General features: G+C 70.5%; 19 protein-coding genes. 10 read left to right on the top strand and 9 right to left on the bottom strand.

Translation table 11 applies throughout. The annotated features are described in order from the left end of the window. Positions 1-36: 36 nt before the first annotated feature. The 7 genes from A3862_RS19655 to A3862_RS19630 all read right to left on the bottom strand — a co-directional run bounded on the left by A3862_RS19655 (position 37) and on the right by A3862_RS19630 (position 10,124). A complete protein-coding gene (locus A3862_RS19655; RefSeq protein WP_111473906.1) occupies positions 37-2,733 on the bottom strand; it encodes a nitrate reductase in 2,697 nt (898 codons plus the stop codon). Positions 2,734-2,942: 209 nt separating this feature from the next. Then, the gene (locus A3862_RS19650) at positions 2,943-4,547 is read right to left on the bottom strand and encodes a sulfite reductase subunit alpha (RefSeq protein ID WP_043385004.1); all 1,605 of its coding nucleotides are present in this window, start codon (positions 4,545-4,547) and stop codon (positions 2,943-2,945) included. Next, on the bottom strand, positions 4,544-6,361 hold the full coding sequence (locus A3862_RS19645; RefSeq protein ID WP_043385007.1) for a NirA family protein: 1,818 nt from the start codon (positions 6,359-6,361) through the stop codon (positions 4,544-4,546). The genes A3862_RS19650 and A3862_RS19645 overlap by 4 nt, the downstream gene beginning before the upstream one ends. 10 nt (positions 6,362-6,371) lie before the next feature. Beyond that, positions 6,372-7,640 (bottom strand): NAD(P)/FAD-dependent oxidoreductase, encoded by a 1,269-nt coding sequence (locus A3862_RS19640; RefSeq protein WP_052083615.1) that lies wholly within the window; start codon positions 7,638-7,640, stop codon positions 6,372-6,374. Positions 7,641-8,231: 591 nt separating this feature from the next. Beyond that, on the bottom strand, positions 8,232-8,408 hold the full coding sequence (locus tag A3862_RS31595; RefSeq protein ID WP_158498452.1) for a hypothetical protein: 177 nt from the start codon (positions 8,406-8,408) through the stop codon (positions 8,232-8,234). 130 nt (positions 8,409-8,538) lie between these two features. Further along, positions 8,539-9,540: a CmpA/NrtA family ABC transporter substrate-binding protein gene (locus A3862_RS19635; RefSeq protein ID WP_043757532.1), complete on the bottom strand. Its 1,002-nt coding sequence runs from the start codon at positions 9,538-9,540 to the stop codon at positions 8,539-8,541. Continuing rightward, positions 9,537-10,124: an ANTAR domain-containing response regulator gene (locus A3862_RS19630; RefSeq protein WP_043353887.1), complete on the bottom strand. Its 588-nt coding sequence runs from the start codon at positions 10,122-10,124 to the stop codon at positions 9,537-9,539. The genes A3862_RS19635 and A3862_RS19630 overlap by 4 nt, the downstream gene beginning before the upstream one ends. A gap of 222 nt (positions 10,125-10,346) precedes the next feature. On the opposite strand from A3862_RS19630, the gene A3862_RS19625 reads away from it, so the two are divergent. From A3862_RS19625 to A3862_RS19595, 7 genes are all read left to right on the top strand, one after another. Beyond that, the gene (locus A3862_RS19625; RefSeq protein ID WP_043757535.1) at positions 10,347-10,943 is read left to right on the top strand and encodes a hypothetical protein; all 597 of its coding nucleotides are present in this window, start codon (positions 10,347-10,349) and stop codon (positions 10,941-10,943) included. A gap of 107 nt (positions 10,944-11,050) precedes the next feature. Then, a complete protein-coding gene (locus A3862_RS19620) occupies positions 11,051-12,940 on the top strand; it encodes a glycoside hydrolase family 15 protein (protein ID WP_043757538.1) in 1,890 nt (629 codons plus the stop codon). Further along, a complete protein-coding gene (tkt, locus tag A3862_RS19615) occupies positions 12,937-15,012 on the top strand; it encodes a transketolase (protein WP_043757540.1) in 2,076 nt (691 codons plus the stop codon). Before A3862_RS19620 ends, tkt begins: the two co-directional genes overlap by 4 nt. Before the next feature lie 233 nt (positions 15,013-15,245). Continuing rightward, a complete protein-coding gene (locus A3862_RS19610; protein WP_111473905.1) occupies positions 15,246-18,092 on the top strand; it encodes a bifunctional transaldolase/phosoglucose isomerase in 2,847 nt (948 codons plus the stop codon). A 111-nt stretch (positions 18,093-18,203) separates the two neighbouring features. Continuing rightward, complete coding sequence (gnd, locus tag A3862_RS19605) at positions 18,204-19,181, top strand: phosphogluconate dehydrogenase (NAD(+)-dependent, decarboxylating) (protein WP_043757546.1); 978 nt, start codon at positions 18,204-18,206, stop codon at positions 19,179-19,181. Positions 19,182-19,246: 65 nt separating this feature from the next. Further along, the gene (gene pgl, locus A3862_RS19600; protein WP_043757548.1) at positions 19,247-19,972 is read left to right on the top strand and encodes a 6-phosphogluconolactonase; all 726 of its coding nucleotides are present in this window, start codon (positions 19,247-19,249) and stop codon (positions 19,970-19,972) included. A gap of 322 nt (positions 19,973-20,294) precedes the next feature. After that, the gene (locus A3862_RS19595) at positions 20,295-20,816 is read left to right on the top strand and encodes a cysteine dioxygenase (RefSeq protein WP_043757550.1); all 522 of its coding nucleotides are present in this window, start codon (positions 20,295-20,297) and stop codon (positions 20,814-20,816) included. Positions 20,817-20,838: 22 nt separating this feature from the next. Here A3862_RS19595 and A3862_RS19590 read toward each other — a convergent pair whose 3' ends face one another. Both A3862_RS19590 and A3862_RS19585 read right to left on the bottom strand, forming a co-directional pair. Continuing rightward, the gene (locus tag A3862_RS19590) at positions 20,839-21,300 is read right to left on the bottom strand and encodes an Lrp/AsnC family transcriptional regulator (protein WP_043757551.1); all 462 of its coding nucleotides are present in this window, start codon (positions 21,298-21,300) and stop codon (positions 20,839-20,841) included. A 35-nt stretch (positions 21,301-21,335) separates the two neighbouring features. Continuing rightward, positions 21,336-22,460: a 2'-deoxycytidine 5'-triphosphate deaminase gene (locus A3862_RS19585; RefSeq protein WP_043355214.1), complete on the bottom strand. Its 1,125-nt coding sequence runs from the start codon at positions 22,458-22,460 to the stop codon at positions 21,336-21,338. A 275-nt stretch (positions 22,461-22,735) separates the two neighbouring features. Between A3862_RS19585 and apaG the strand changes: the two genes are divergently transcribed. The 3 genes from apaG to speG are packed head-to-tail and all read left to right on the top strand — an operon-like array spanning position 22,736 to position 24,898. Beyond that, entirely contained in the window at positions 22,736-23,128 is a 393-nt protein-coding gene (apaG, locus tag A3862_RS19580; RefSeq protein WP_043355208.1) for a Co2+/Mg2+ efflux protein ApaG, read from the top strand. Between the two features lie 34 nt (positions 23,129-23,162). Next, the gene (gene argE, locus A3862_RS19575) at positions 23,163-24,332 is read left to right on the top strand and encodes an acetylornithine deacetylase (RefSeq protein ID WP_043384180.1); all 1,170 of its coding nucleotides are present in this window, start codon (positions 23,163-23,165) and stop codon (positions 24,330-24,332) included. Then, positions 24,329-24,898 carry a spermidine N1-acetyltransferase gene (speG, locus tag A3862_RS19570; protein ID WP_078946951.1) on the top strand — a complete coding sequence of 190 codons (570 nt, stop codon included), beginning with the start codon at positions 24,329-24,331 and terminating at the stop codon, positions 24,896-24,898. The genes argE and speG overlap by 4 nt, the downstream gene beginning before the upstream one ends. Positions 24,899-24,942: the final 44 nt, after the last annotated feature.

Here is a 24,942-nt window from a genome sequence, read left to right as displayed (position 1 = left end):
GGTCGGTCTGTCCTCGCCGGCAAGTGTATCAGAAAATCACGCGGCGCATGCGGTCTGCCCGGCCAGCATCTTGCGGATCTCCGGTATGCACGAGCCGCAATTCGTGCCGGCCTTGCAGGCGGCGCCCACCGCCTCGACGGAGGCGGCGCCCCCGGCGATGGTGGTGGCGATGACGTCGGCGCCGACGCCGTGGCAGGCGCAGACCACGGGCCCCGCCGAGGCCGTGGCCGCGCGGCCCGAGAGCAGCGCCCGTCGCTCGGCGGCGTCGGGCACCTCGGTGGCGAACAGGGCCTTGGCGGCCTCCCAGTCCGGCCGTTCCCCCGCGGGCGCGTAGGCGAGGCAGGCGACGAGGCGGTCGCCGTCATAGACCGCGCAGCGGTAGCGGTTGCGGGTGTGATCGGCATATTCCGCCAGCTCGCAGCCCGACAGGGCCTCGCTCTGGATCAGGCCGCGCACCATCAGCGCCACTGCCCGGGAGCTGTCGGCGGTGGCGAACTGCGCGCCCCAGCCGCCGGTGATCGCGGCGCGCGCCCACCACCAGCCCTCGGGCATCGCCACCTGCCGGCGCGTCAGCAGGAAGCCGCGGGCGCGGTAGCCGACGGACGCGATGGCCGCCGGGGTCGCCTTGAGTTCGGGCTGGCCCGAGACTGGGTCGGTCATGCCGCGCACCAGCGCGCCGACCCGGGCCTGCGACGCGAAGGCGCCGCCCCAGTGCATCGGCATGAACAGATTGCCCGGCACCACCGTGTCGGTGACCGTCACCTCCAGCTCGGCCGCGCCGTGCTCGGTCGAGAGCCGGGCGATGTCGCCCTCCGCCAGGCCGTGAGCCGCCGCGTCGTCCGGGTGGATTTCGACGAACGGGACGGCCCGGTGCGCCGAGAGGCGCTGGCTCTTCCCGGTGCGCGTCATCGTGTGCCAGTGGTCGCGGACCCGGCCGGTGTTGAGCATGAGCGGGAACGCCGGCGAGGCCGCGAGCGCGAGGGCCGGCGGCTGCACCGCGACGAAGCGGGCGCGCCGGTCGAAGGTGTAGAACCGGCCGTCGCCGAACAGCCTGGCCTTGCCCTGCGGGGCGCCCCGGAAGCCGGAGCGCTTCGGGATGGGCCACTGCACCGGCAGGGTCACGTCGTAGGCGGCGTCGCTGATGTCGGCGAGCGCGCCGAGGTCGAAGTCGCGGGTGCCGTTGTTCTCATAGGCCGAGAGCCCGGCATGCTCGCGGAAGATCGCGGCGGCGGAGTCGAACGCGAAGGCCTTTCCGTGCCCGAGGCGGCGGCCGACATCGGCCAGCGCCGCCCAGTCCGGCCGCGCCTCGCCGGGGCTCGCGAGGAAGCGGCGCTGGCGGGAGATCCGCCGCTCGGAATTGGTGACCGTGCCGTCCTTCTCGCCCCAGGCCTGGGCGGGCAGCAGCACCGTGGTTTTACCCAGGCCCCGGGCGGTGTCGGAATCCGCCACCGCCTCGGACACCACGTAGAGGTCGAGGCCGGCGAGCGATTCCCGGATCGCGTCGGCCCGCGGCATCGAGACCAGCGGGTTGGTGCCCATCACCCACAGCGCCTTGATCTTGCCCCGGGCGATCGCCTCGAACAGCGCCACCGCCTTCATGCCCTCGCCGGTGATGATCCGCGGTGCGCCCCAGTAGCGGCGCACCCGGTCCACCTCCTCGGGGGTGAAGTGCATGTGGGCCGCCAGCATGTTGGCCAGCCCCCCGACCTCGCGCCCGCCCATGGCGTTGGGCTGGCCGGTCAGGGAGAACGGCCCCATCCCGGTCTCGCCGATGCGGCCGGTGACGAGGTGGCAGTTGATGATGCTGTTGCCCTTGTCGGTGCCCTGCGCCGACTGGTTCACCCCCTGCGAGAAGGCCGTGACCACCCGGCGGGTACCGGCGAACAGGGCGTAGAAGGCCGCGATGTCGGCCTCCGGCGCGCCGGTGACGGCGGCGACCGCCGCCACGTCCGGCGCGATCTGGCGGGCGCGGTCGAGGGCGCCATCGAGGCCGGCCGTATGGGAATCGATGAAAGCGCGATCGCGGAAGCCGTTGTCCGACAGGTAGACCAGCAGGCCCGAGAACAGCGCGGTGTCGGTGCCTGGCCGGATGCCGAGGAACAGGTCGGATTCCTCCGCGGTCTGGGTCCGGCGGGGGTCGATGACCACGAACTTGGTCCCGCGGCGCGCCTTGGCGTCGGCCATGCGGCGGAACAGGATCGGGTGGCACCACGCGGTGTTGGAGCCGACCAGCACGATCAGGTCGGCCTCGTCGAGATCCTCGTAGCAGCCCGGCACCGTGTCGGAGCCGAAGGCCCGGCGGTGGGCCGCCACCGCGCTCGACATGCACAGCCGGGAATTGGTGTCCACGTGCGGCGTGCCGATGAAGCCCTTCGCGAGCTTGTTGGCGACGTAATAATCCTCGGTGAGGAGCTGGCCCGACAGGTAGAAGGCGATCGCGTCCGGGCCGTGCTCCTCGGCCACCGCGCGGAGCTTGCCCGCCACGGTGTCGAGGGCCGCATCCCATGAGACCTGCGCGTTGTCGACCTGCGGGTGAAGCAGGCGGTTCTCCAGCGACAGGGTCTCGCCCAGCGCCGAGCCCTTCGAGCACAGGCGCCCGAAATTGGCCGGGTGGTCGGTGTCGCCCGCGATCATGGCGCCGCCCTGCCCGTCCGGACTCGCGAGCACGCCGCACCCGACCCCGCAATAGGGGCAGGTGGTCCGCACCGTCGACGCCGCGACTGGCTGGGTCATGGCTGAAGTCCTCGAAGGTTCGCGCCGCGTCTCCCTCCCCCCTCTGCGGGGGAGGGTGGCCCCCGAAGGGGGTCGGGAGAGGGGAGCGACGCTTCCGGGAGGAGTGCAGCCTTCATGAAGGCCACAGCCCTCTTCTGCACCGTCGCTCCCCTCTCCCGCCCCGCATCCGCGGGGCACCCTCCCCCGCAGAGGGGGGAGGGTTGGGCTGCTCAGTACACGTCGGCCTGATAGCGCCCGGCCTTCTTGAGCGCCGCGAGATACGCCACCGCATCCTCGGGGCTCTTGCCTCCGTGCTGCGCGGCCACGTCGATGATCGCCCGCTCGACGTCCTTGGCCATGCGCTTGGCGTCGCCGCAGACGTAGAAATGCGCGCCGCCCTCGAGCCACTTCCAGAGCTCGGCGCCGTTCTCCCGCATCCGGTCCTGGACGTAGGTCTTCTCCTTGCCGTCCCGGGACCAGGCCAGGGACAGGCGGGTGAGCACCTTGTCGTCCTTCAGCTGAGTCAGCTCGTCCTTGTAGAAGAAGTCGCTGGCTTGGCGCTGGTGACCGTAGAACAGCCAGTTGCGGCCGGGCGCCTGAGTGGCGGCGCGTTCCCGCAGGAACGCCCGGAACGGCGCGATGCCGGTGCCGGGGCCGCACATGATCACGTCCTTCGACAGATCGGCCGGCAGCCCGAAGCCGTGCGCCTTCTGAAGATAGACCTTCACCTTGGTCTGCTCGGGCAGGCGCTCGCCGAGATGGGTCGAGGCGACGCCGAGCCGCAGCCGCGAGCGGTGGTTGTAGCGCACCGCGTCCACCGTCAGGGACACGCGGCCGACATCCATCTTGGGCGAGGACGAGATCGAATAGAGCCGCGGCTGCAGCTCGTCCAAAGCCTCCAGGAAGACCTCGGCGTCGGGCCGCGCGCCCGGGAACTTGTGCAGGGCGCCGAGGACGTCGAGATAGGCGGCATCGCCGTCCGGATCCTCGCCGGAGGCCAGCGCCTGCGCCTTCTTGCGCGCCGCGCCCGAGGTGAGGAGCGACAGGAGCTGGTAGAGGTTGTCCGGCGCGGCACCCAGCGCGTAGTTGATCAGCAGGTGCTCGCGCAGGGTTTTCTCGCCGATCACCCGCTCGGGCCGGGCGCCGAGCTCCGCGATCACCGCGTCGACCAGCGCTGGGGCGTTGGCGGGGAACAGGCCCAGCGAATCGCCGACCTCGTACTGGATCGGCGTGCCGTCCAGCCCGATCTCGATGTGCCACGTCTCCTTCTCGCCGCCCGGATCGTTGAGACGGCGGCGGGACAGGAACAGCGCCTCGACCGGGTTCTCGCGGCAGAAGCCGAGCGGCCCGAGGTCGGCGGCGGCCTTCGGGGCGTCGTCGTCCGCCTTCGGTGCGGCCGGGGCGCCTCCGGCGGCGCCGAACTCCTCGTCCAGCTTCTTGAGCATGCGCAGGGTTTCTTTGCCGCCGGGCTGGCAAAGGTTCAGGCGCGCCTCGTTCTTCAGAAAGATCGCGTTGGCGTAGTCGGCGCAGTTGTAGCCGCACTGGCCGCAATCCTGCTGGGCCATGGCGGCCATCAGCTTCTGCGGCTCGGGCCGGTCCTTGGCCATCTCCATCCGGTCGCCGAGCGGCATCGACGGGTCGTGCCAGGGGGCGTCGTCGTTGTCGGCCAGTTTCGGCCCGGTCGCGGGGCCTTCGCCGGGCGCGAGCGCCGTGGCGCCCGCGACGGCGGGGCCGAGCAGGGCCGCGAAGTAGCCCGAGAGCCAGGCGCGCTGGTCCTCGTTGAAGGGCGCGGTCTCGGGGATCAGGACGAGGGGGGGCGAGACGTGCTGGGTCATGCGGCGGCCTTCAGGGCGGGCTGGTCCTCGGCGGCGTCGCGGAGCGCCTCCGCGCCGGTGCGGCTGGTGAAGGCCTGGAAGCTCTCCTCGGGGCCCTGTCGCAGGGCGAGGTAGGCGCGCAGCAGCGCCTCGACGCGGGAGGGCGCATCCTCGGCCTTCACGGCCTTCCAGATCTCGGTGCCGATCTTCGGGTTCTCGGCGAAGCCGCCGCCGACCACGACGTCGTAGCCCTCGACGGTGTCGCCCTCCTCCGAGACGACGACCTTGGCGCCGATCAGCCCGATATCGCCGATGTAGTGCTGGGCGCAGCTGTGGTGGCAGCCGGTGAGGTGGACGTTCACCGGCACGTCGAGGTTCGGCACGGCCTTCTCGACATGGTCGGCGATGATCAGCGCGTGGCCCTTGGTGTCGGAGGCCGCGAACTTGCAGCCTTTGGCGCCCGTGCAGGCCACGAGGCCGGAGCGGATGCCGGCGGCCTTGGTGGTGAGGCCGAGCGCGTCCACGCGAGCCTCCACCTCGGCGACCTTCGCGTCCGGAACACCGGAAAAAATGAAGTTCTGCCAGACGGTGAGGCGGATCTGGCCGTCCCCGCACTCCGCGGCGATCTTGGCGAGCGCCCGCACCTGATCGCTCGTCATCTTGCCGACCGGCAGGACCACGCCGACCCAGTTAAGGCCGGGCTGCTTCTGGGCGTGGACGCCCACATGGGCGTAGCGGTCGGTGGCTTTACGCGGCGCCACGTGCTCGGGCGCGACCCGGTCGAGCTTGCGGCCGAGCTTGTCCTCGACGGCGGCGAGGTACTTGTCGAAGCCCCAGGCGTCGAGGACGTACTTCATCCGGCTCTTGTTGCGGTTCGTCCGGTCGCCGTTCTCGATGAACACCCGGATGATCGCGTCTGCGACGGTGTTGCAGTCTTCCGGCTTCAGGACGATGCCGGTGTCGCGGGCGAGGTCGCGGTGGCCCGAGATGCCGCCGAGCACGAGGCGCATGTAGATCCCCGGAGGCACCGAAGCGCCGTCGAGAACCTCCACCGCCTGGAAGCCGATGTCGTTGGTCTCCTCCAGGGTCGGCATCACGCCGCTGCCGTCGAAGGCGACGTTGAACTTGCGCGGCAGGCCGTAGAGGGAGCGGTCGTTCAGGATCCAGTTGTGCCAGGACTTGGCGAGCGGGCGCGTGTCCAGCAGCTCCTGGGCGTCGATGCCGGCGGTCGACGAACCGGTGACGTTGCGGATGTTGTCGGCGCCCGCCCCCCGGGCCGTGAGGCCGATATCGGTGAGCCCGTCGAGGAAGGGCTGGGCATGCTCGGGGCCGATCTCCCGCACCTGGAGGTTCGCCCGGGTGGTCACGTGGACGTAGCCGCCGCCATGCTCGTCGGCGAGGTCGGCGACGCCCGCGAACTGCCAATGGTGCAGGATCCCGTTGGGGATCCGCAGCCGGCACATGTACGAGACCTGGTTCGGCGCGACCCAGAACAGGCCGTGGTAGCGCCAGCGGAAATTGTCCTCGGGCTTCGGCTGCTTGCCGGCGGCGGCCTCCTGGATCAGGCGGTTGTGGCCGTCGAACGGGTTCTCGGCGCGCTTCCACTTCTCCTGGTCGCAGAGCTTGCCGCCCGCCTTGACGGTCTTGTCCTGTGCCTTGATGTGGATCGCGTCCGGGCCCGTGGGCTCGGCGGGCGGCGCGGCCGCCCCGGCCCCGCCCGCGGCGAGGCCGCCGGTCATGCGGACGGCGGCGATGCCGGAGGCGAAGCCCTCGAGATAGCGCTTCTGCTCGGCCTCGAACGCGCCTGCGGCGCTCTGGGTGGTGGTCTCGGACATCCGCGCCTCCTCAAGCAGCCAGCGGCTCGGGCACGGGGCGCCCGAACATCAAGTCGTCCACGTTCTCGATCGGGTCGCCGGAGCGGATCAGCCCCTTGCAGGCGCCCTGCTCGGCGATGTCGCCGACGAACACCGCGCCGATCAGCTTCCCATCGCGCACCAGAAGCTTGCGGTAGAGGCCGGCGCCGGGGTCGGAGAGCACGATCGCCTCCGCATCGTCGGGCGTGTCCACGATCCCGGCCGAGAAGACCGGCAGGCCAGACACCTTCAGGCTCGTGGACAGGGCCGTGCCCCGGTACTCGGCCGGCTCGCCGGCGAGGTGGCGGGCGAGCGTCTCGGCGTGCTCGTAGGCGGGCTCGACCAGGCCGTAGATCTGGCCGCGGTGCTCAGCGCACTCGCCGAGCGCGAAGATCCGCGGGTCCGAGGTGGTCATCCGGTCGTCGACCGTGATGCCCCGGCCGACCGCCAGTCCCGCGTCCTGCGCCAGCGCCACCGAGGGGCGCACGCCCACCGACATCACCACGAGGTCGGCCGGGAGCGCGGTGCCGTCCGCCAGGACGAGGCGCTCGACGCGGCCGTCTCCTTCGAGGCGGGCGGTATCCGCCTTGAGGATCACCCGAACCCCCCGCGCCTCCATGGCACGCTTCACGAGCGCGGCGGCATGGTGGTCGAGCTGGCGCTCCATCAGCCGGTCCATGACGTGGAGCAGCGTGGTCTCGACGCCGAGGCGCGCGAGCCCGACCGCCGCCTCCAGGCCGAGAAGGCCGCCGCCGATGACGATCGCCCGGGCGTGCTGCACGGCGGCCTTCCGGATCGCCGCCACGTCGGCGAGGTCGCGGAAGGTGATGACGCCGGGGAGATCCATGCCGGGCTTCGGCAGGCGGATCGGCAGGGAGCCGACCGCGAGGACCAGCCTGTCGAAGGGCAGGACGTGGGTCTCGCCCACGCGGACGTACCCGTTCTCCCGGTCGATCCGGGTCGCCGGCGCGCCGGTGATCAGGCGGATGCCGTGATCCGCGTACCAGTCGAGGCCGCGGAAGGCGCAGGCGGCCTCGTCGACCTCGCCGCCGAGCAGCGAGGAGAGCAGGACCCGGTTGTAGGCGACCGTCGGCTCGGCGCCGATGCAGGTGATGTCGTAACGGCCGGGCGCGATCTCCGTGAGCCGCTCCAGGAATCGCAGGGAGGCCATGCCGTTGCCGACGACGACCAATGTCTCGCGCGGCAGGCCGCTCTCGGCGCGCGCGTCGTGTCCGCGTGTGTCCTTAGGGGATGTCGCCATCGCTCGATCGTGTCTGGAACCTCGATTGCAGGGTCGTTGGCGGACCGCCCACGAAAAAGCCGCTGCCGGTCGTCTCCCGGCAGGCTTCAGCCCCAGGAGAACCGGATCAGCGGCCTCGCTGACGGCGCTGTCCGTCGCCGTTGACGGACGCGGCTCGCCACGCAGGTTCCGTGCCAATCGAAATGCGCCGCACGGCGCGCGCGGACGCTGACGCCGGGGCGAGGCCTGCAGAACGGAGGTGCCCCAGGGGCCGCCCGTCGGCGCTGCACAAAATCTGTGCGGCTCGTCGCAAAAGCGATCACGCGCCAGCGGCGCGGTGGGGCAAGCTGCGGAGGATTAAGGATGTCTTCCGGACTGACGGAGGGTCGGGTTGACGCTCACCGTCGTCGGATCACGACACGGGCAAACTGGAGAGCGAGCAAAAGTCGGTCGAGAATACTTCGACGACGAAATATCGAACTTATATGTGAACAACTTCCGTATTTGAACGGCATTCTACCTGTAACGAATGTCGAAGTCTGTCCTTTTGGACACCGCGGGCAATCAGCTCCCACTCTCGCTGGACGATAACCAGTCCAATTGATGTGGGGGCTACAGCAGCTGCGACAGCATCGCCAGGAGGCCCAGGGTCGGCATCGCGCCGGCCGCCAGCACCCAGTACCAAGCGTGGCGCGCACCGGCCCGCCGGTTGTCGTTGCAGGCGCGGGGGACGCGGCCGCCCCGGCATACGTAGCGTCGAAGTTCGACCCGCCCGCGCGGATGCGACATCAACGATCCAGTTTCGAGTTTGCGACATCCAGGCATGGCGTAGGCACAACGGGCGAGCCCGCCCGACGTTCCGCGGCTGTTCGCGCTGGCGTTGCGGGTGGATGACGAATGGCGCGAAGTGTCGCGGGCCTCAGATGTCGGCGACCGCCTGCCGGTAAAGGTCGTGTCTGTAGACGGTCGTGATCGCCGCCGGGATGTCGAAAGGCCCGGGGATCTGCTGCGCGGCGCGCATCTGCTCCAGCACCCAGCGGGCCTGCGCCGCGCGCGGCTCCTCGATCGCCGCGCCGAAGCGGAGACGCGCACCCGTCTCGGCCATGCCGTCCGGACCGTCGGAAAAGGTCCGCGCGACCAACGCCGGATCGAGATTCAGATAGGTCCGGCGTGCGAGGCGATGGATCAGCTCGGTCCGGTTCTCCGGATCCGCGCACCAGCGTCCCGCCCGGGCGACCGCCCGCACCAGCGGCAGGATCGCGCCGTCGAGCCGTGCGGAGACGGCCAGGACCTTCTCGGTCGCGTTCGGCGCGAGGGCGCTGCCGTGGACGGCGATGCGCCCATGGCCGGCCTCGGCCGCCACGTCGTTCCAGGGTGCGCCGGCGCAGAATCCGTCGACCAGGCCGCGGGCCAGGGCCTCCACGCAATGTTGCGGGGGGACCACGACCGTGCGGAACGCGGCAGGGTCGAGGCTCCCGGCTTCGGCGAACAGCCGTAGCTGGTAGCTGTGGCACGAGAAGGGATGCACGGTGCCGAGGGTGAGCGGGTCTCCGGCGCGGTGCCGCATCTCCGCGACGCCCGCGAAGGCGCGGGCGACATCCGGCAGGGCCTCGCTGTCGGGGGCCATCGCCGCCCAGAGGGTGCGGGACAGCGTGAGGGCATTGCCGTCGGTGCTGAGCTGGAGCGGCACGATCAGGTCGGAGGGCGGCCCGGACAAGGCGAGCCGGCTCGCCAACGCCAGCGGCGCCAGCATGTGCGCGCCGTCGAGGTGCCCCAGCGCCAGCCGGTCGCGCAGGGTCGCCCAGGAGGGCTCGGCGGTGAGGTCGAGGTCGAGCCCCTCGGCCCGGGCGAAGCCCAGTTCATGGGCCGCGATCAGGGGGGCCGCATCGCAGAGCGGGACGTAGCCGAGCTGGAGCCTCATCCGAGCAGGTCCGCGGTGGTGACGATCGCCCGGGCGATGTCGACGATCTTGCGCTTCTCGTTCATGGCCTTGCGGCGCAGCTGCTTGTACGCCTCGTCCTCGGACAGGCCCTTCATGGTCATCAGGATGCCCTTCGCCCGCTCGATCAGCTTGCGGTCGGCGAGTTCGCTGCGCGCCTCCGTCAACTCGCGCTGGAGGCGCGCGAAGGCGTTGAAGCGCAGGATCGCGATGTCGAGGATCGACTTGATCCGTTCCGCCCGCAGCCCGTCCACCACGTAGGCGGAGATCCCGGCATCGACGGCGGCCTGCATCATGGTCGAATCCGAGCGGTCGACGAACATCGCCACCGGCCGCTCGACCTGCCGGGAAACGCCCGACATCTGCTCCAGGATGTCCCGGCTCGGGCTCTCCAGATGGATCACCACCACGTCGGGCTTCAGCGCGGCCACGCGTTCCATGAGGTCGGCGGTATCGGGAATCACCACCACACGCCCGATTCCGGCGGCGCGCAGGCCTTCCTCCAGAATGGCCGCGCGGGCGCGGCTCGGATCGATCACGGCGACGGTGAGATTGGATTCGGTCATCTTGGCCCGGGACGGGGCGGGTCTTCTTCTGGAGGACGGCCCGGCTCGGGCCGCCGCGACCTAAGCAAGGCCCGTGCCCGCGTCGGGGCCCGCCGCGGACGCATCCGCGCAATCCCAATGTACGATGCCGGTAACCGCCGCGCAAAGAAACGGTCCAGCTTCCGCCGCAATGCTGGCCGCATTCTCTTCGCCTCACGGTGGTCAGGGAGATCGGTGATTCGGATGCGCAGGCCAGATCAGCCCGCCCTGACGGATGCCGCGAATGGCCGCGTGTCCATGCCCTTCCTGCCGACGCTGGCCGTCGTGGCGCTCCTGGGTGTGGCCTCGCTCTACTGCCCGTCGTCCAATCCCGTGCCCCCCGGTGCCCGGGCGGGCGGATCCCCCGCTCTCGGACCCACGGATTTCGCACCGGTCGCCGCGGTGGCGTCGCCGATCCGGCCGCCGGCCGCGATCGCGTTCGCCGAGCTGTACCCGCTGGACGCTGCGGTCTCGCGGACGGGGGCCCTGCCCGTCCGTCCGGCGACGGCGGCGCGGGCGACGTCCCATGTGGCGGTGGCGGGTCGGCGTCCCTGCCCGGGCCGGCGCTGCCCCGAGCTGCCCCGCAGCCCGATCGATCCCATGGCGCCCGGACGCGCGGAAGCCGCCGAACCGGCCGAGGATGCGCTGCTCCCTGGGCGGGCCCTGCCGTTTGCCACCTCGGTGGTCGAGACGCTGGTCCCTGCGGCCCGGGCGGTCGGCGATGCCGCGGACTTCGTGCGCAAAGGTGCGGCGTCGGTTCAGGGCTCGGTGGCCTTGGCGGTGGCCGACTGCCTGCGCTGACCGCATCCGCGGGCCGGCCCCAAACCTCTGGATCTCGTGGACGGACGTCCTAGGTGCGTCGCAGCGGATGGACCGAGCTTCCGTCCGCGGACCGGAGCCGGGGCCGGATGGCTGCACGCATCGAGGATTACGCGCTCGTCGGGGATTGCCGCAGCGCCGCGCTGATCAGCCGGCAGGGCAGCGTCGATTGGTTGTGCTGGCCGCGCTTCGACGCGGCCGCCCTGTTCACCAGCCTGCTGGGCACCGAGGCGCACGGCTTCTGGAAGATCTTCCCCGAGGCGGAGCACGTCGAGACCCGGTGGTCCTACCGCCCGGGCAGCCTCGTCCTGGAGACGCGGCACACCACGCGGCTCGGCGAGGTCCTGGTCACGGACTTCATGCCCGTCGGCGACGGATCGCATCTCGTGCGCCTCGTCGAGGGCGTGCACGGGCGGGTCGCCATGCGGATGGAGATGGCGGTCCGGTTCGATTACGGCTCGGCCGTGCCCTGGGTGTCGCGCTCCGAGCTGGGCGACCTGCGCGCCGTCTCGGGACCGCACAAAGTCGTGCTGCGCTCCGATGTCCATCTCAAGGGATCGGAGGCGCAGACCACCGTGGCCGAGTTCACGGTCCATGCCGGCGACCAGCACCGGTTCGTCCTGAGCTACGGGGCCTCCCACGAGGACGATCCGCCCCCGATCGAGCCGCGCAAGGTTCTCGAAGCCACGGATCAGCACTGGCGGGATTGGGCGTGCCGCTGCGCGGGCGGCGCCCCCTGGGACCGGATGCTCCAGCGCTCCCTGCTGACCCTCAAGGCGCTGATCTACGAACCCACCGGCGGCATCGTGGCGGCGCCCACGGCGTCCCTGCCGGAGGGGCTCGGCGGGATCCGCAACTGGGATTACCGGTTCTGCTGGCTGCGCGATTCGACCCTGACCCTGATCGCCCTGATGGATGCGGGCTATATCGACGAGGCCCGGGACTGGCTGGGCTGGCTGCTTCGGGCCGTGGCCGGCAATCCCGAGCAGGCGCACATCCTCTACGGGATCGGCGGCGAGCGGCTGCTGCCCGAGATCGAGCTCGACTGGCTGCCGGGCTACGAGAATTCGAGGCCCGTGCGAATCGGCAACGCCGCCGCCAGCCAATTCCAGATCGACGTCTACGGCGAGCTGTTCGACGCGCTCTATCAGGCTCATGCCCGCGGATTGCCGGTGAGCCAGGACGGCCTGCGGGTCGGCCTCGCGATCCTCGGCCACTTGGAACAGGCATGGCGCGAGCCCGACGAGGGGATCTGGGAGGTGCGCGGCGGGCGGCGCCACTTCACCCATTCCAAGGTCATGGCCTGGGTGGCGTTCGACCGGGCCCTGCGCATGCACGAGATGCACGAATCGGGCGCCACCGAGGAACATGCCAAGCGCTGGCGCGCCATCAAGGACGAGATCCACGCCGAGGTCTGCGCCAAGGGCTTCGACCCCGCGCTCAACAGCTTCGTCCAGTCCTATGGCTCGAAGGCGCTGGACGCGAGCCTGCTGCTCATCGCCCATACCGGCTTCCTGCCGCAGGACGACCCCCGGGTGATCGGCACCGTCGACGCGATCGGCAAGGGGCTGATGCGGGACGGGTTCATCCTCCGCTACGAGACCGAGGGCCAGACGACCGACGGCCTGACGGGCAGCGAGGGGGCTTTCCTGCCCTGCACCTTCTGGTACGCCGACAACCTCATCGGCCTGGGGCGCCGCGACGAAGCGGGGGTGCTGATCGAGCGCCTGATCGGCATCTGCACCGATCTCGGCCTGGTCAGCGAGGAATACGACGTGCAAGCCAAGCGTCTTGTGGGTAACTTCCCTCAGGCGTTCACGCACGTCGCGCTCGTCAACACGCTGCTCAGCTATACGCGCGGCGAAGGGCCGGCGGATCGGCAGGGTGGTAAGGCCAACGGAGCCCCTCCCGCCGTCCTACGGCAGCGCGAAGCCGCGAAACGGACCGCGCGAGGCGAACTGGAAGACGCGACATCATGAGCGGTGCTGACACTCCCGCCAAGGCGGACCTCGCTGAGATCGATACGCTCAGCATCAACACGATCCGGACGCTCGCGATCGACGCGGTGCAGAAGGCCAATTCCGGCCATGCCGGCGCGCCCATGGCGCTGGCGCCGGTCGCCTACACCCTGTGGAACCGCTACCTGCGCTACGATCCGGCCCATCCGCACTGGCCGAACCGCGACCGCTTCGTGCTGTCCTGCGGCCACGCCTCGATGCTGCTCTACGGGCTGCTGCATCTCGCGGGCGTCGCGCAGAGCGACGGCGGCAACGCGCCGGCGGTGTCGCTGGACGACATCAAGAAGTTCCGCCAGCTGGACAGCCGGACCCCGGGCCATCCCGAGTACCACTTCACCACCGGCGTCGAGACCACCACCGGCCCGCTCGGCCAGGGTGTGGCCAACTCGGTCGGCATGGCCATGGGCAGCCGCTTCCTCGGCCAGCACCTGAACAGGCCGAACCTGCCGCTCTTCGACTACAACGTCTACGCGATGTGCTCGGACGGCGACCTGATGGAGGGCGTGGCCTCGGAGGCTGCGTCCCTCGCCGGCCACCTCCGGCTCGCGAACCTCTGCTGGATCTACGACGACAACACCATCACCATCGAGGGCCACACCGAGCTGGCCTTCGGCGAGGAGGTGGCCACCCGGTTCCTCGCCTATGGCTGGCAGGTTCTGCGCGTTGCGGACGCCAACGACGTGCACGCGCTCGCCGGCTCGATCGAGACCTTCCTCGCCACCAACGACCGGCCGACCCTGATCATCGTCAAGTCGGTGATCGGCTACGGGGCGCCGAAGAAGCAGGGCACGTCCAAGGCCCACTCGGACGCGCTGGGCGAAGACGAGGTCAAGGGGGCCAAGCGCGCCTACGGCTGGCCGGAGGACGCGCAGTTTTTCGTCCCGGACGGCGTCCGCGAGAATTTCCGCGATGGGATCGGCAAGCGCGGCGCCGGCCTCTACGACGCGTGGCAGGGCCTGCTGAGCCAGGCCAAGGCGGCGGATGCCGCCCACGCCGAGGACCTGAACGCCTTCCTGGAAGGCCGGCTGCCGCACGGCTGGGACAAGGACATTCCGGTCTTCGAGGCCGACGCCAAGGGCCTCGCCACCCGGGAATCCTCCGGCAAGGTGCTGAACGCCATCGCCCAGCACGTGCCGTTCCTGCTCGGCGGCTCGGCGGATCTGGCGCCGTCCAACAAGTCGAACCTGACCTTCGAGGGCGCGGGCTCGTTCGGCCCGTTCTCGCCGGGCGGCCGCAACCTGCATTTCGGCGTCCGCGAACACGCCATGGGCTCGATCGTGAACGGCCTCGGCCTCTCGGGGCTGCGGGCCTACGGCGCGACCTTCCTGGTTTTCGCCGACTACATGCGCCCGCCGATCCGTCTCGCCGCCCTGATGGAGCTGCCGGTCTTCCACATCTTCACGCACGATTCGATCGGCGTGGGCGAGGACGGGCCGACCCACCAGCCCGTCGAGCAGCTGCTGTCGCTGCGCTGCATCCCGGGCCTCGTGACCCTGCGCCCGGCCGATGCCAACGAAGTGGCCGAGGCCTACCGGGTGATCTTCTCGCTGAGGAACCAGCCGGCCGTGCTCGCGCTCTCCCGCCAGCCGCTGCCGACCCTCGACCGGACCCGGTACGGCGCGGCCTCCGGCACCGCCAAGGGCGGCTACGTGCTCGCCGATTGCGACGGCACGCCCGACGTCATCCTGCTGGGCTCGGGTTCCGAGGTGCAGCTCTGCGTCGGCGCCTACGAGGCGCTGAAGGCCGAGGGCGTGAAGGCCCGGGTGGTGTCGATGCCGTCCTGGGACCTGTTCGAGCGGCAGGATCAGGCCTACCGCGACTCGGTGCTGCCGCCCGCCGTCAAGGCACGGGTGGCCGTCGAGCAGGGCAGCGTCATCGGCTGGGACCGCTACGCCGGCTCCGAGGGCGCGATCATCGGCATGCACACCTTCGGCGCCTCGGCGCCGATCAAGGATCTCCAGACCAAATTCGGCTTCACCCCCGACAAGGTCCTGGAGGCCGCGAAGGCGCAGATGGCCAAGCATAAGCGGTAACAGCTGATGCGCGACGCTTCCCTCGCCCCTCTGCGGGGGAGGGAGGCCCCGAAGGGGGTCGGGAGACGGGAGCGACGGTGCACAGGACGGTGCCGTCCTTATATGAAGGCCGCGACCTTCCCTGAACCCGGGTCCCCCTCTCCCGACCCTCGCTGACGCGAGGGCCACCCTCCCCCGCAGAGGGGGGAGGGAGAGCGCCCGGCAAGTAGCGGCACGCGAGACGAGGAACCGACATGAACGCGCTCAAGGCCCTGCACGACGCACAGGATCAGGCGGTCTGGCTCGACTTCGTGGCCCGCGGCTTCATCCAGAAAGGCGAACTGAAGCAGCTCGTCGAGCGCGACGGCCTGCGCGGCGTCACCTCCAACCCGTCGATCTTCGAGAAGGCGATCGGGCACTCGGACGAGTACGACGACAGCCTGAAGGCCGTTCAGGTGACCGGGGACAGCCGCGTCATCGACCTCTACGAGGGTCTCGCCATCGCCGACATCCAGGCGGCCGCCGACGTGCTCCGCCCGGTCTACGAGGCGAGCGACGGGGCCGACGGCTATGTCAGCCTGGAGGTCTCGCCCTACCTCGCCCTCGACACCGAGGAGACGCTGGCCGAAGCCCGGCGCCTGCACAAGGCGGTCGCCCGCGACAACCTGATGGTGAAGGTGCCGGCCACACCGGAGGGTATCCCGGCGATCCGGCAGCTCACCAGCGAGGGCATCTCGATCAACGTCACCCTCCTGTTCTCGCAGGAGGCCTACGAGGCCGTGGCCCGCGCCTTCATCGACGGGCTCGACGCGCGCGCGAAGGCCGGCCACGACGTCTCGAAGGTCGCCAGCGTGGCGAGCTTCTTCATCAGCCGCATCGACGTCCTGGTCGACAAGCGCCTCGACGAGAAGATCGCCGAGGCCAACGATCCCGACGAGAAATTCGCCCTGGAGCAGCTGAAGGGGAAGGTGGCGATCGCCAACGCCAAGCTCGCCTACCAGCGCTACAAGCGGATCTTCGCGGAGTCCAAGTGGACGGCCCTGGCCGAGAAGGGCGCCAAGGCGCAGCGCCTGCTCTGGGCCTCCACCGGCACGAAGAACAAGGCCTATTCGGACGTCCTCTACGTCGAGGAGCTGATCGGGCCGAACACCGTCAACACCATGCCGCCCGCCACCATGGACGCGTTCCGCGACCACGGCGTGGTGCGGGCGACGATCGAGGAGGACGTGCCCGGCGCCGAGGCCGTGATGGCCAAGCTCGCGCGGTCCGGCATCGACATCGAGGCCGTCGCCGAGCAGCTGGTGAAGGAGGGCGTGCAGCTCTTCATCGACGCCGCCGACAATCTGCTCGGCGCCGTGGCGGGCAAGCGCACCGCGCTCCTGGGGCATCGGCTGGACGGCCAGAGCCTCGTCATGGACGAAACCCTCGCGGCCGAGGCCAAGAAGACCGTCGAATCCTGGCGCGCGAGCGGTTCGATCCGTCGGCTCTGGGCGGGCGACGCCTCGGTCTGGTCCGGCCATGACGAGGCGAACTGGCTCGGCTGGCTGCACATCGTCGAGGAGGAACTGGAGAAGGCCGCCGACTACGCGGCTTTCTCGGACTGGGTGAAGGCGGAAGGCTTCACCGACGTCGTCGTGCTGGGCATGGGCGGATCGAGCCTCGGCCCGGAGGTTCTGAGCCTGACCTACGGCCAGCGCGAAGGCTTCCCGAAGCTTCAGATCCTCGACTCGACCCACCCGGATCAGGTGCGCGCCCTGGAGGCGAGCATCGATCTGGCGAAGACGCTGTTCATCGTCGCGTCGAAATCCGGCTCGACGCTGGAGCCCAACGTCTTCCGCGACTACTTCCTGGCGCGCGCCAAGGACGTGCTCGGCGACCGGGCCGGCGACCACTTCGTGGCCGTCACCGACCCCGGCTCCGACATGGAGCGGGCCGCGAAAGCGGACGGGTTCAAGCGCATCTTCTACGGCGTGAAGCAGATCGGCGGGCGCTACTCGGTGCTCTCGGCCTTCGGCCTCGTGCCGGCGGCCGCCATGGGCCTCGACGTCAAGGCGCTTTTGGAGACGGCCCGCATCATGGTCCGTTCCTGCGGCCCGGCGGTGCCTCCGGCCCAGAACCCGGGCGTGCTGCTCGGGACCGCCATGGGCGCGGCGGCGCTGGCCGGCCGCGACAAGGTGACGATCGTCGCCTCCCCGGCGATCGCGAGCTTCGGCGCCTGGGCCGAACAGCTGATCGCGGAATCGACCGGCAAGCAGGGCAAGGGCTTGGTTCCCGTGGACGGCGAGCCGGTGGGCGTTCCGGCGGTCTACGGGCACGACCGGTTCTTCATCTATCTCCGCCTCGACGGCAACGCCGAGGCGGCGCAGGACGAGGCCCTGCGGGCCCTGGAGCGGGACGGCCACCCGATCGCCCGCATCACCCTCGATTCGGTCGAGCAGCTGCCGCAGGAATTTTACCGGCTGGAGATGGCCACCGCCGTGGCCGGCGCGGTGATCGGCATCAACCCGTTCGACCAGCCCGACGTCGAGGCCAGCAAGGTCGAGACCAAGAAGCTGTTCGCCGAGGCCGAGGCGAGCGGCGCCCTCCCCGCGGAGACGCCGCTCTTCTCGGATGATGCGATCGCCCTCTACGCCGACCCGCAGAACGCGGACGGTTTGAAGCAGGCGACCGACGGCCTGGAGCCTGCGCTCAAGGCGCAGATCGCCCGGCTGAAGGACGGCGATTACCTCGGGTTGCTCGCCTACGTGCCGCGCAACGCCGAGGCCGCCGATATCCTCCAGGAGGCACGGATCGCCGTACGCGACACCCGCAAGGTGGCGACCTGCCTGGAGTTCGGGCCCCGGTTCCTGCACTCCACCGGTCAGGCCTACAAGGGCGGCCCGGATACCGGCGTGTTCCTGCAGATCACCGCGGATCCGTCGCAGGACCTGCCGATCCCGGGCCGCTCCCTCGGCTTCGCCACCGTCGTGGCCGCGCAGGCGCGGGGTGATTTCGCCGTGCTGGCCGAGCGGGGCCGGCGGGCGCTGCGGGTCCACATCAAGGGCGACCTTGAGGCCGGGCTGAAGCGCATCGCGGCGGCCCTCAAGGCTGCCGTGGCGTAGGCGCCGGAGGTGGGGGCGATTCCCGATGAGTCTCAGCGGTCCCGTCTGCACCACCCCCACCCCTGACCCCTCCCCGCACGGGGGAGGAAAACCCCCGAGGAGATGACGGCAATGCAACTCGGCATGATCGGCCTCGGCCGGATGGGCGGCAACATCGTCCGGCGTCTCCTGCGCGACGGACACACGGCCGTGGTGTTCGATCAGAACCCGGAGGCCGTCGCGGCGCTGGTGGAGGCCGGCGCGGTCGGCGCATCGAGCCTCGAGGATCTGGTCTCCAAGCTGGAGGTGCCGCGCGCGGCCTGGGTGATGTTGCCGGCCGGCGCGATCACCGAGCAGGCGGTCCAGACGCTGTCGAGCCTGATGCAGGCGGGCGACTGCGTCATCGACGGCGGCAATTCCTTCTACGGTGACGATGTCCGCCGTGGGCTCGCTCTGAAGGAGAAGGGCCTGCACTACGTCGATGTCGGCACCTCGGGCGGCGTCTGGGGCCTGGAGCGCGGCTACTGCATGATGATCGGCGGCGACACGGAGACCGTCGACCGCCTCGACCCGATCTTCAAGACCCTGGCGCCGGGCGTCGGCGACATCCCCAAGACGCCGAACCGCGAGGGGCGCGACCCGCGCGCCGAGCAGGGCTACATCCATGCCGGGCCGACCGGTGCCGGCCACTTCGTCAAGATGGTCCATAACGGCATCGAGTACGGGCTGATGCAGGCCTATGCCGAGGGTTTCGACATCCTCCGCCACGCCAATGCCCAGGAACTGCCGGCCGAGCGCCGCTTCGACCTCAACATGGGCGACATCGCCGAGGTCTGGCGGCGCGGCAGCGTCGTCTCGTCGTGGCTCCTCGACCTGACCGCCCAGGCGCTGGCGGGCGACGAGCAGCTCACCGACTTCTCCGGCTACGTGGAGGATTCGGGCGAGGGCCGCTGGACCATCAACGCCGCCGTCGAGGAAGGCGTCCCGGCGACGGTGCTCTCCGCCGCCCTCTACCGCCGCTTCCGCTCCCGGGAGCACGCGAGCTACGCCGACAAGCTGCTCTCGGCGATGCGCAAGGGCTTCGGCGGCCACCAGGAGCCGAAGGGCTGAGCCGGCCGCCTCGGGCCGCCCGCAGACCGACCCGTCCGACCCCCGAAGCCGCAGGGCCGTCACCCATGAGCCTTCCCGCCGGAAGCCACATCCTGAAGGACCCGGAGGCGGTCGCCCGCGCGGCGGCCGAGCGGCTCATCGAGGCCTGCGGCGAGAGCCGGTCCGAGCGGATCGCGATCTGCCTTTCGGGCGGTTCGACGCCCAAGGTGCTGTACGGCCTGCTGTCGGGGCCGGACTACGCGACCCGACTCCCCTGGGCGCGAATCCACTGGTTCTTCGGGGATGATCGCGCGGTGCCGTGGGACGACCCGCGCAGCAATGTCCGGATGGTCCGGGAGGCGTTCGGGCACGGTGCCCCGATCCCGCCAACGCACCTCCACTTCATCCCGTCCGACGCAGGCCCGGACGCGGGCGCCCGCGCCTATGAGCGGACGCTTCTCGACTTCTACGGCGCCGAGCGCCTCGATCCGGCGCGGCCGCTGTTCGATCTCGTTCTGCTCGGCCTCGGCGAGGACGGGCACACCGCCTCGCTGTTTCCCGGCACGCCTGCCGCCGACGAGGCCCGGCGGCTCGTCGTCCCCGTGCCCGAGGCCGGCCTGGAGCCGTTCGTCCCGCGGATCAGCCTGACGCTGCCGGCGCTCGCCTCCTCGCAGCACGTGCTGTTTCTGGTCACCGGCGCCGGCAAGCGGGCGCCCCTCGCCCGGCTCGCCGCGGGCGAGAGCCTGCCCGCCGGCCGTGTGACCAGCACGGGCGCCGTGGCGTGGCTGCTCGACGAGGCCGCGGCCGGCTGACACCCTCGGTGGTTCTCGCCGGCGGCATCGCGGGCTCATCCGCCGCCTTTTCCCGGCAGGAACCGATCCCCGGACAGCTATGGCGTCGGGACGGCCGGACGTTCGCCGCCGGCACGCCCAGTTCCGTCATGACGGCATCGGCTTCGCCGGGATAGCGGAGGGCGCGCAACGGGATTTCGTCCGATCGCCGCGTGGCGCAATCCCATTGCTCGATCGGGCGACATCGCGGTCAAGAATGCAACCCCGCGCCGTCGGGCCTGCGGTACGCTTCGCGCAGCCTCGTGAAGGGCGCCGCGTGAAGGGCGCCGAAGGAGACCCGCCGATGCCGCAGACGACCATCCCGACGGAAGTTGAGGCGATGATGGCGAGCCTCGCCCGTTCCGCGGGCCGCTCGCCGGAGGCCTATCTGGCCGCGGCCCGGGCCACGCTGGTCCGCATCCTGAACCAGCCGGATCTCCTCGACCCGTCGCGGCTGGTCGGCCGCGGTCCGGGCCTGAGCCGCAATCTGCTGTTCGGCACCGAGGCGATCAGCGTCTGGGCGATGGTGTGGGCGCCGGGCGCGGTGACGCCGGTCCACGACCATCACTGCTCGTGCTGCTTCGGCCTGCTGCGCGGCCGGCTGCGGGAAACGTGGTACCGCCCGATGAGCGAGACCCACGCGGTGGCGACGCAGGACGTCGTCCGCGAGCCCGGCTTCGTCGCCTGCATGATGCCGTCGGGACCGAACCTGCACCGGATCGCCAATGACGGGCCGGACGCGGCCGTCTCGATCCACGTCTACGGCTACGACCACCGGGCGCAGGATTCGTCGATCCACCGGACCTACGCGGTCGCGGCGGGCTGAGTCGCGCCGCGGAGCGACCGCGTCACGTCACGTAGATCGTCGGGACCGCGGTCGTGTACTTCATCTCCTCCATGGCGATGGAGGAGGACAGGTTCGAGAAGTCGAGCTTGGCGATGAGGCGCTGGTAGACCGCGTCGTAGGCCTCGATGTCCGGCACCACGATCCGCAAAAGGTAGTCGATCTCGCCGGTCAGGCGCCACGCCTCGACGATCTCCGGGAAGCCGGCGACGACCCGCCGGAACGCGTCGGACCAGTCGGCGGCGTGACGGGGCGCCTTCACGGCCACGAACACCGTGGTGGGGACGTTGACCTTGCGGCGATCCACCAGGGCGACCCGGCGCCGGATCACGCCGGAGTCCTCCAGCTTCTTCACCCGGCGCCAGCAGGGGGCCGCGCTGATCCCGACCTGCTCGGCGAGTTCGGCCACCGGGAGGGTCGCGTCCTGCTGGAGGAGGTCCAGGATCTTCCGGTCGACCGCGTCCATGCGAACGATGCTCCCGTCGACGGCTCCGGGCCGGATTACAACGCGAAGTGCTTCGAGAGCTTGAGGCCCTGGGCCTGGTAGTTCGACCCCGCCCCCGCCCCGTAGAGCGTCTCCGGGAGGTCGAGCATGCGCTCGTAGACGAGGCGGCCGACGATCTGCCCGTCCTCCAGCAGGAACGGCACGTCGCGGGAGCGGACTTCCAGGACGGCCCGCGCCCCCTCCCCGCCGGCTCCGGCATAGCCGAAGCCCGGATCGAAGAAGCCGGCGTAGTGGACCCGGAACTCGCCCACCAGCGGATCGAACGGCACCATCTCGGCGGCATGGTCCGGCGGCACCTGGACCGCTTCCTTGGAGGCCAGGATGTAGAATTGCCCGGGATCGAGGATCAGGCTGCCCGATCCGTCGGCCGCCAGGGGCTCCCAGAAATCCGCGGCGCGATGACGGCCGGGGGCGTCCACGTCCACGAGGCCGGTATGGCGCTTCGCCCGATAGCCGACGAGGCCGTCGAAGCCGGAGAGGTCCACCGAGACCGCCACACCGCCCTGAAGGGACGGACTGCCCACGTCGACCAGCGCCGAGCGGGCATGGAGGAGGCCGAGCTCGGCCTCGGTCAGCCGTGGCGCCCCGCGGCGGAAGCGGATCTGCGACAGGCGCGAGCCGGTCCGCACGAGGACCGGGAAGGTGCGCGGCGAGATCTCCGCGTAGAGCGGCCCGTCATAGCCGGGCTCCACCTGATCGAAGGCCTCGCCCCGGTCGGTGATGACTCGGGTGAAGACGTCGATGCGCCCGGTCGAACTTTTGGGGTTGGCCGCCGCCGCGAGGTCGCCCGGCAAGGCGAGGCTCTCCTGCAGCTCGGCGATGTAGACGCAGCCCGTCTCCAGGACGGCACCCGGTCGCAGGTCGACGGCGTGCAGCGACAGCCGGTCGACGCAGGCCTGGACCGTCCGGCCGGAGCCCGGCAGGAAGCTCGTCCGCACCCGGTAGGCCTTGGCGCCCAGGCGCAGGTCGAGGCTCGCGGGCTGGATCTGGTCGGGCGCGAAGGGCGTCGCGGCGCGGATCCCGCCCGCCCTGGCCAGGGCGGCGATCGCCTGGGCCGGCAGAATGCCGGACCGGCCATCCGCGCCCGAATCGGCGGCTCCCGTGGCTGCGCCCGCGTTCATCGCGCCCATGACTCCTTCGCGCGCCCGGCAGGTCCGCGTCGGCGAGCGTTGTCGGCCGGGACCCGCTAACGCGGGCTTAACCGCTTCCGAGGGCCGCGTCATGTCGGCGCCGCGACCCGGCCGGTCGCGGCGCCCGGCCCGGGGCCGGGATCGGGACGACGCGAGGTAGTCCGCCGCAATTGACGGCGATTCCGCCGCCTACTACGACCGGCCAGGAAGCGCGTTCCTTTCGGCTTCTGCGAATCGCACAGTCCGAAGAAGGGCCAAATAGGGCGATGTACAAGGCCGAGACGCGGGGAATTAGTGTGACCGTGCAATCTCGCTTCGTCGAGGAGGAATCCTCGCCGAATGAGAGCCGTTACTTCTTCGCCTACACGGTCGAGATCGTGAACAACGGCAGCGAGCAGGTTCAGCTGCGCTCGCGGCATTGGCGCATCATCGACGGCCACGGCGCCTGCCAGGAGGTGCGCGGCACCGGCGTGGTCGGGAAGCAGCCCGTGCTGGAGCCGGGCGAGTCCTTCTGCTACACCAGCGGCTGTCCCCTCAACACGCCCGACGGGTTGATGGCCGGCAGCTACACCATGGCGACGGTGGCCGGCGAGAGCTTCGAGGCCGAGATCCCCGCCTTCTCCCTCGACAGCCCGCACGTCCGCCGCAGCCTGCACTGAGGTCCCGGCCCGGGGCCTCGCCCCGGAGGAATCCATGTCCGCGACCGGCGAGCGGCTCAGCCCGCTCGACATGCTCGCCCGCCTCGTGTCCTTCGACACGGAGAGCGACAAGTCCAACCTCCCGCTGATCGAGGCCGTCTGCGATTATCTGGGCGGCTGGAACGTCCCGTATCTGCATCTGCCGAACCCTGGGGGCGACAAGGCGGCCGTCCTCGCCACGATCGGGCCGATGGTCGATGGCGGCGTCGTCCTGTCCGGACATACCGACGTGGTGCCGGTGACGGGGCAGGCCTGGACCAGCGACCCGTTCACGCTGCGCCTTGCCGACGGCCGGGCCTACGGGCGGGGCGCGGTCGACATGAAGGGTTTCGACGCGCTGGCCCTGGCCCTGGTGCCCGACATGCTCGCCGCCGGCCTGAAGCGGCCGATCCACATCCTGCTCTCCTACGATGAGGAGACGACCTGTCTCGGATCCATGGACGGGATCGCGCGGTTCGGCGCCGACCTGCCGCGGCCCGCCGCGGTGATCGTCGGCGAGCCCACCGGCATGGAGGTGGCAGACGCCCACAAGAGCATCGTCACCTGCCTCACCACGGTTCACGGCCATGAGGCCCATTCGGCCCGTCCCGCCCTCGGGGCGAACGCCGTCTCGGCCGCCTGCGATCTCGTGGCCGGCCTCAACCGGATCGCCGATCTGATGATCGAGCGCGGCGACCCGTCCGGGCGGTTCGACCCGGCCTCGACCACGGTCCATGTGGGGACGATCCAAGGCGGGACCGCCCGGAACATCCTGGCCAAGGAGTGCCGCTTCCTCTGGGAGTATCGCGGCCTCCCGGATCTCGACCCGGCCGAAATTCCGCGCCTCTTCGCCCAGGAGGTCGATCGGGTCACCCGCGAGCGCCTGAACCGCTACGGCGCGTATGGGCGGATCGAGACCCTTGAGGAGGTGGACATCCCGGGCTTGGCCCCCGAGCCGGGCTCGGAGGCCGAGCGGCTCTGCCTGCGTCTCGCCGGACGCAACCATACCGTCGCCGTCCCCTACGCCACCGAGGCCGGACGGTTCCAGGCGGCGGGCCTCCCGACGGTGGTCTGCGGCCCCGGCGACATCGCCCAGGCGCACCAGCCCGACGAGTTCATCACCCTCGACGCCCTCGGCCAGGGTGAGCGGTTCCTGCGCAACCTGATCGAGGCGTGTGCGTCATGAACGCGATGAGCGGAATCACCATCAAGCTGCGACCGCTGGAGCGGGAGGACCTGCGTTTCGTCCACCAGCTCAACAACAACGACAGCATCATGCGCTACTGGTTCGAGGAGGCCTACGAGTCCTTCGCCGAACTCCAGCAGCTCTACGAGCGCAACATCCACAATCAGACCGAGCGCCGTTTCATCGTCGCCGATCCGAGCGGAGAACCGGCCGGACTGATCGAGCTGGTCGAGATCAACCACCTGCACCGGCGCTGCGAGTTCCAGATCGCGATCCATCCGAGCTTCCAGGGGCGCGGCTACGCGTGGCAGGCCACCCGTATCGCTATGGATTACGCCTTCAGCGTGCTCAACATCCACAAGCTCTACCTGCACGTCGACCGGGACAATGCCCGGGCCGTGCGGATCTACGAGCGCTGCGGCTTCCATCCCGAGGGCGTGCTCAAGGACGAGTTCTTCGTGAACGGGCGCTACCGCGACGCCGTGCGGATGTGCCTGTTCCAGCCCGAATATCTCAGGGCCCGCGGCGGTGGCGGCGACATCGCGGAGCCCGTCCTGAAGGCGTGAGACCGTTCGGCCGGAGGGCTGGGGGCGAGGCAGCCCCTCGCATC

Source organism: Methylobacterium sp. XJLW (genome assembly GCF_003254375.1).
Classification (GTDB): domain Bacteria; phylum Pseudomonadota; class Alphaproteobacteria; order Rhizobiales; family Beijerinckiaceae; genus Methylobacterium; species Methylobacterium fujisawaense.
This window is presented reverse-complemented; position numbering and strand designations above follow the sequence as displayed.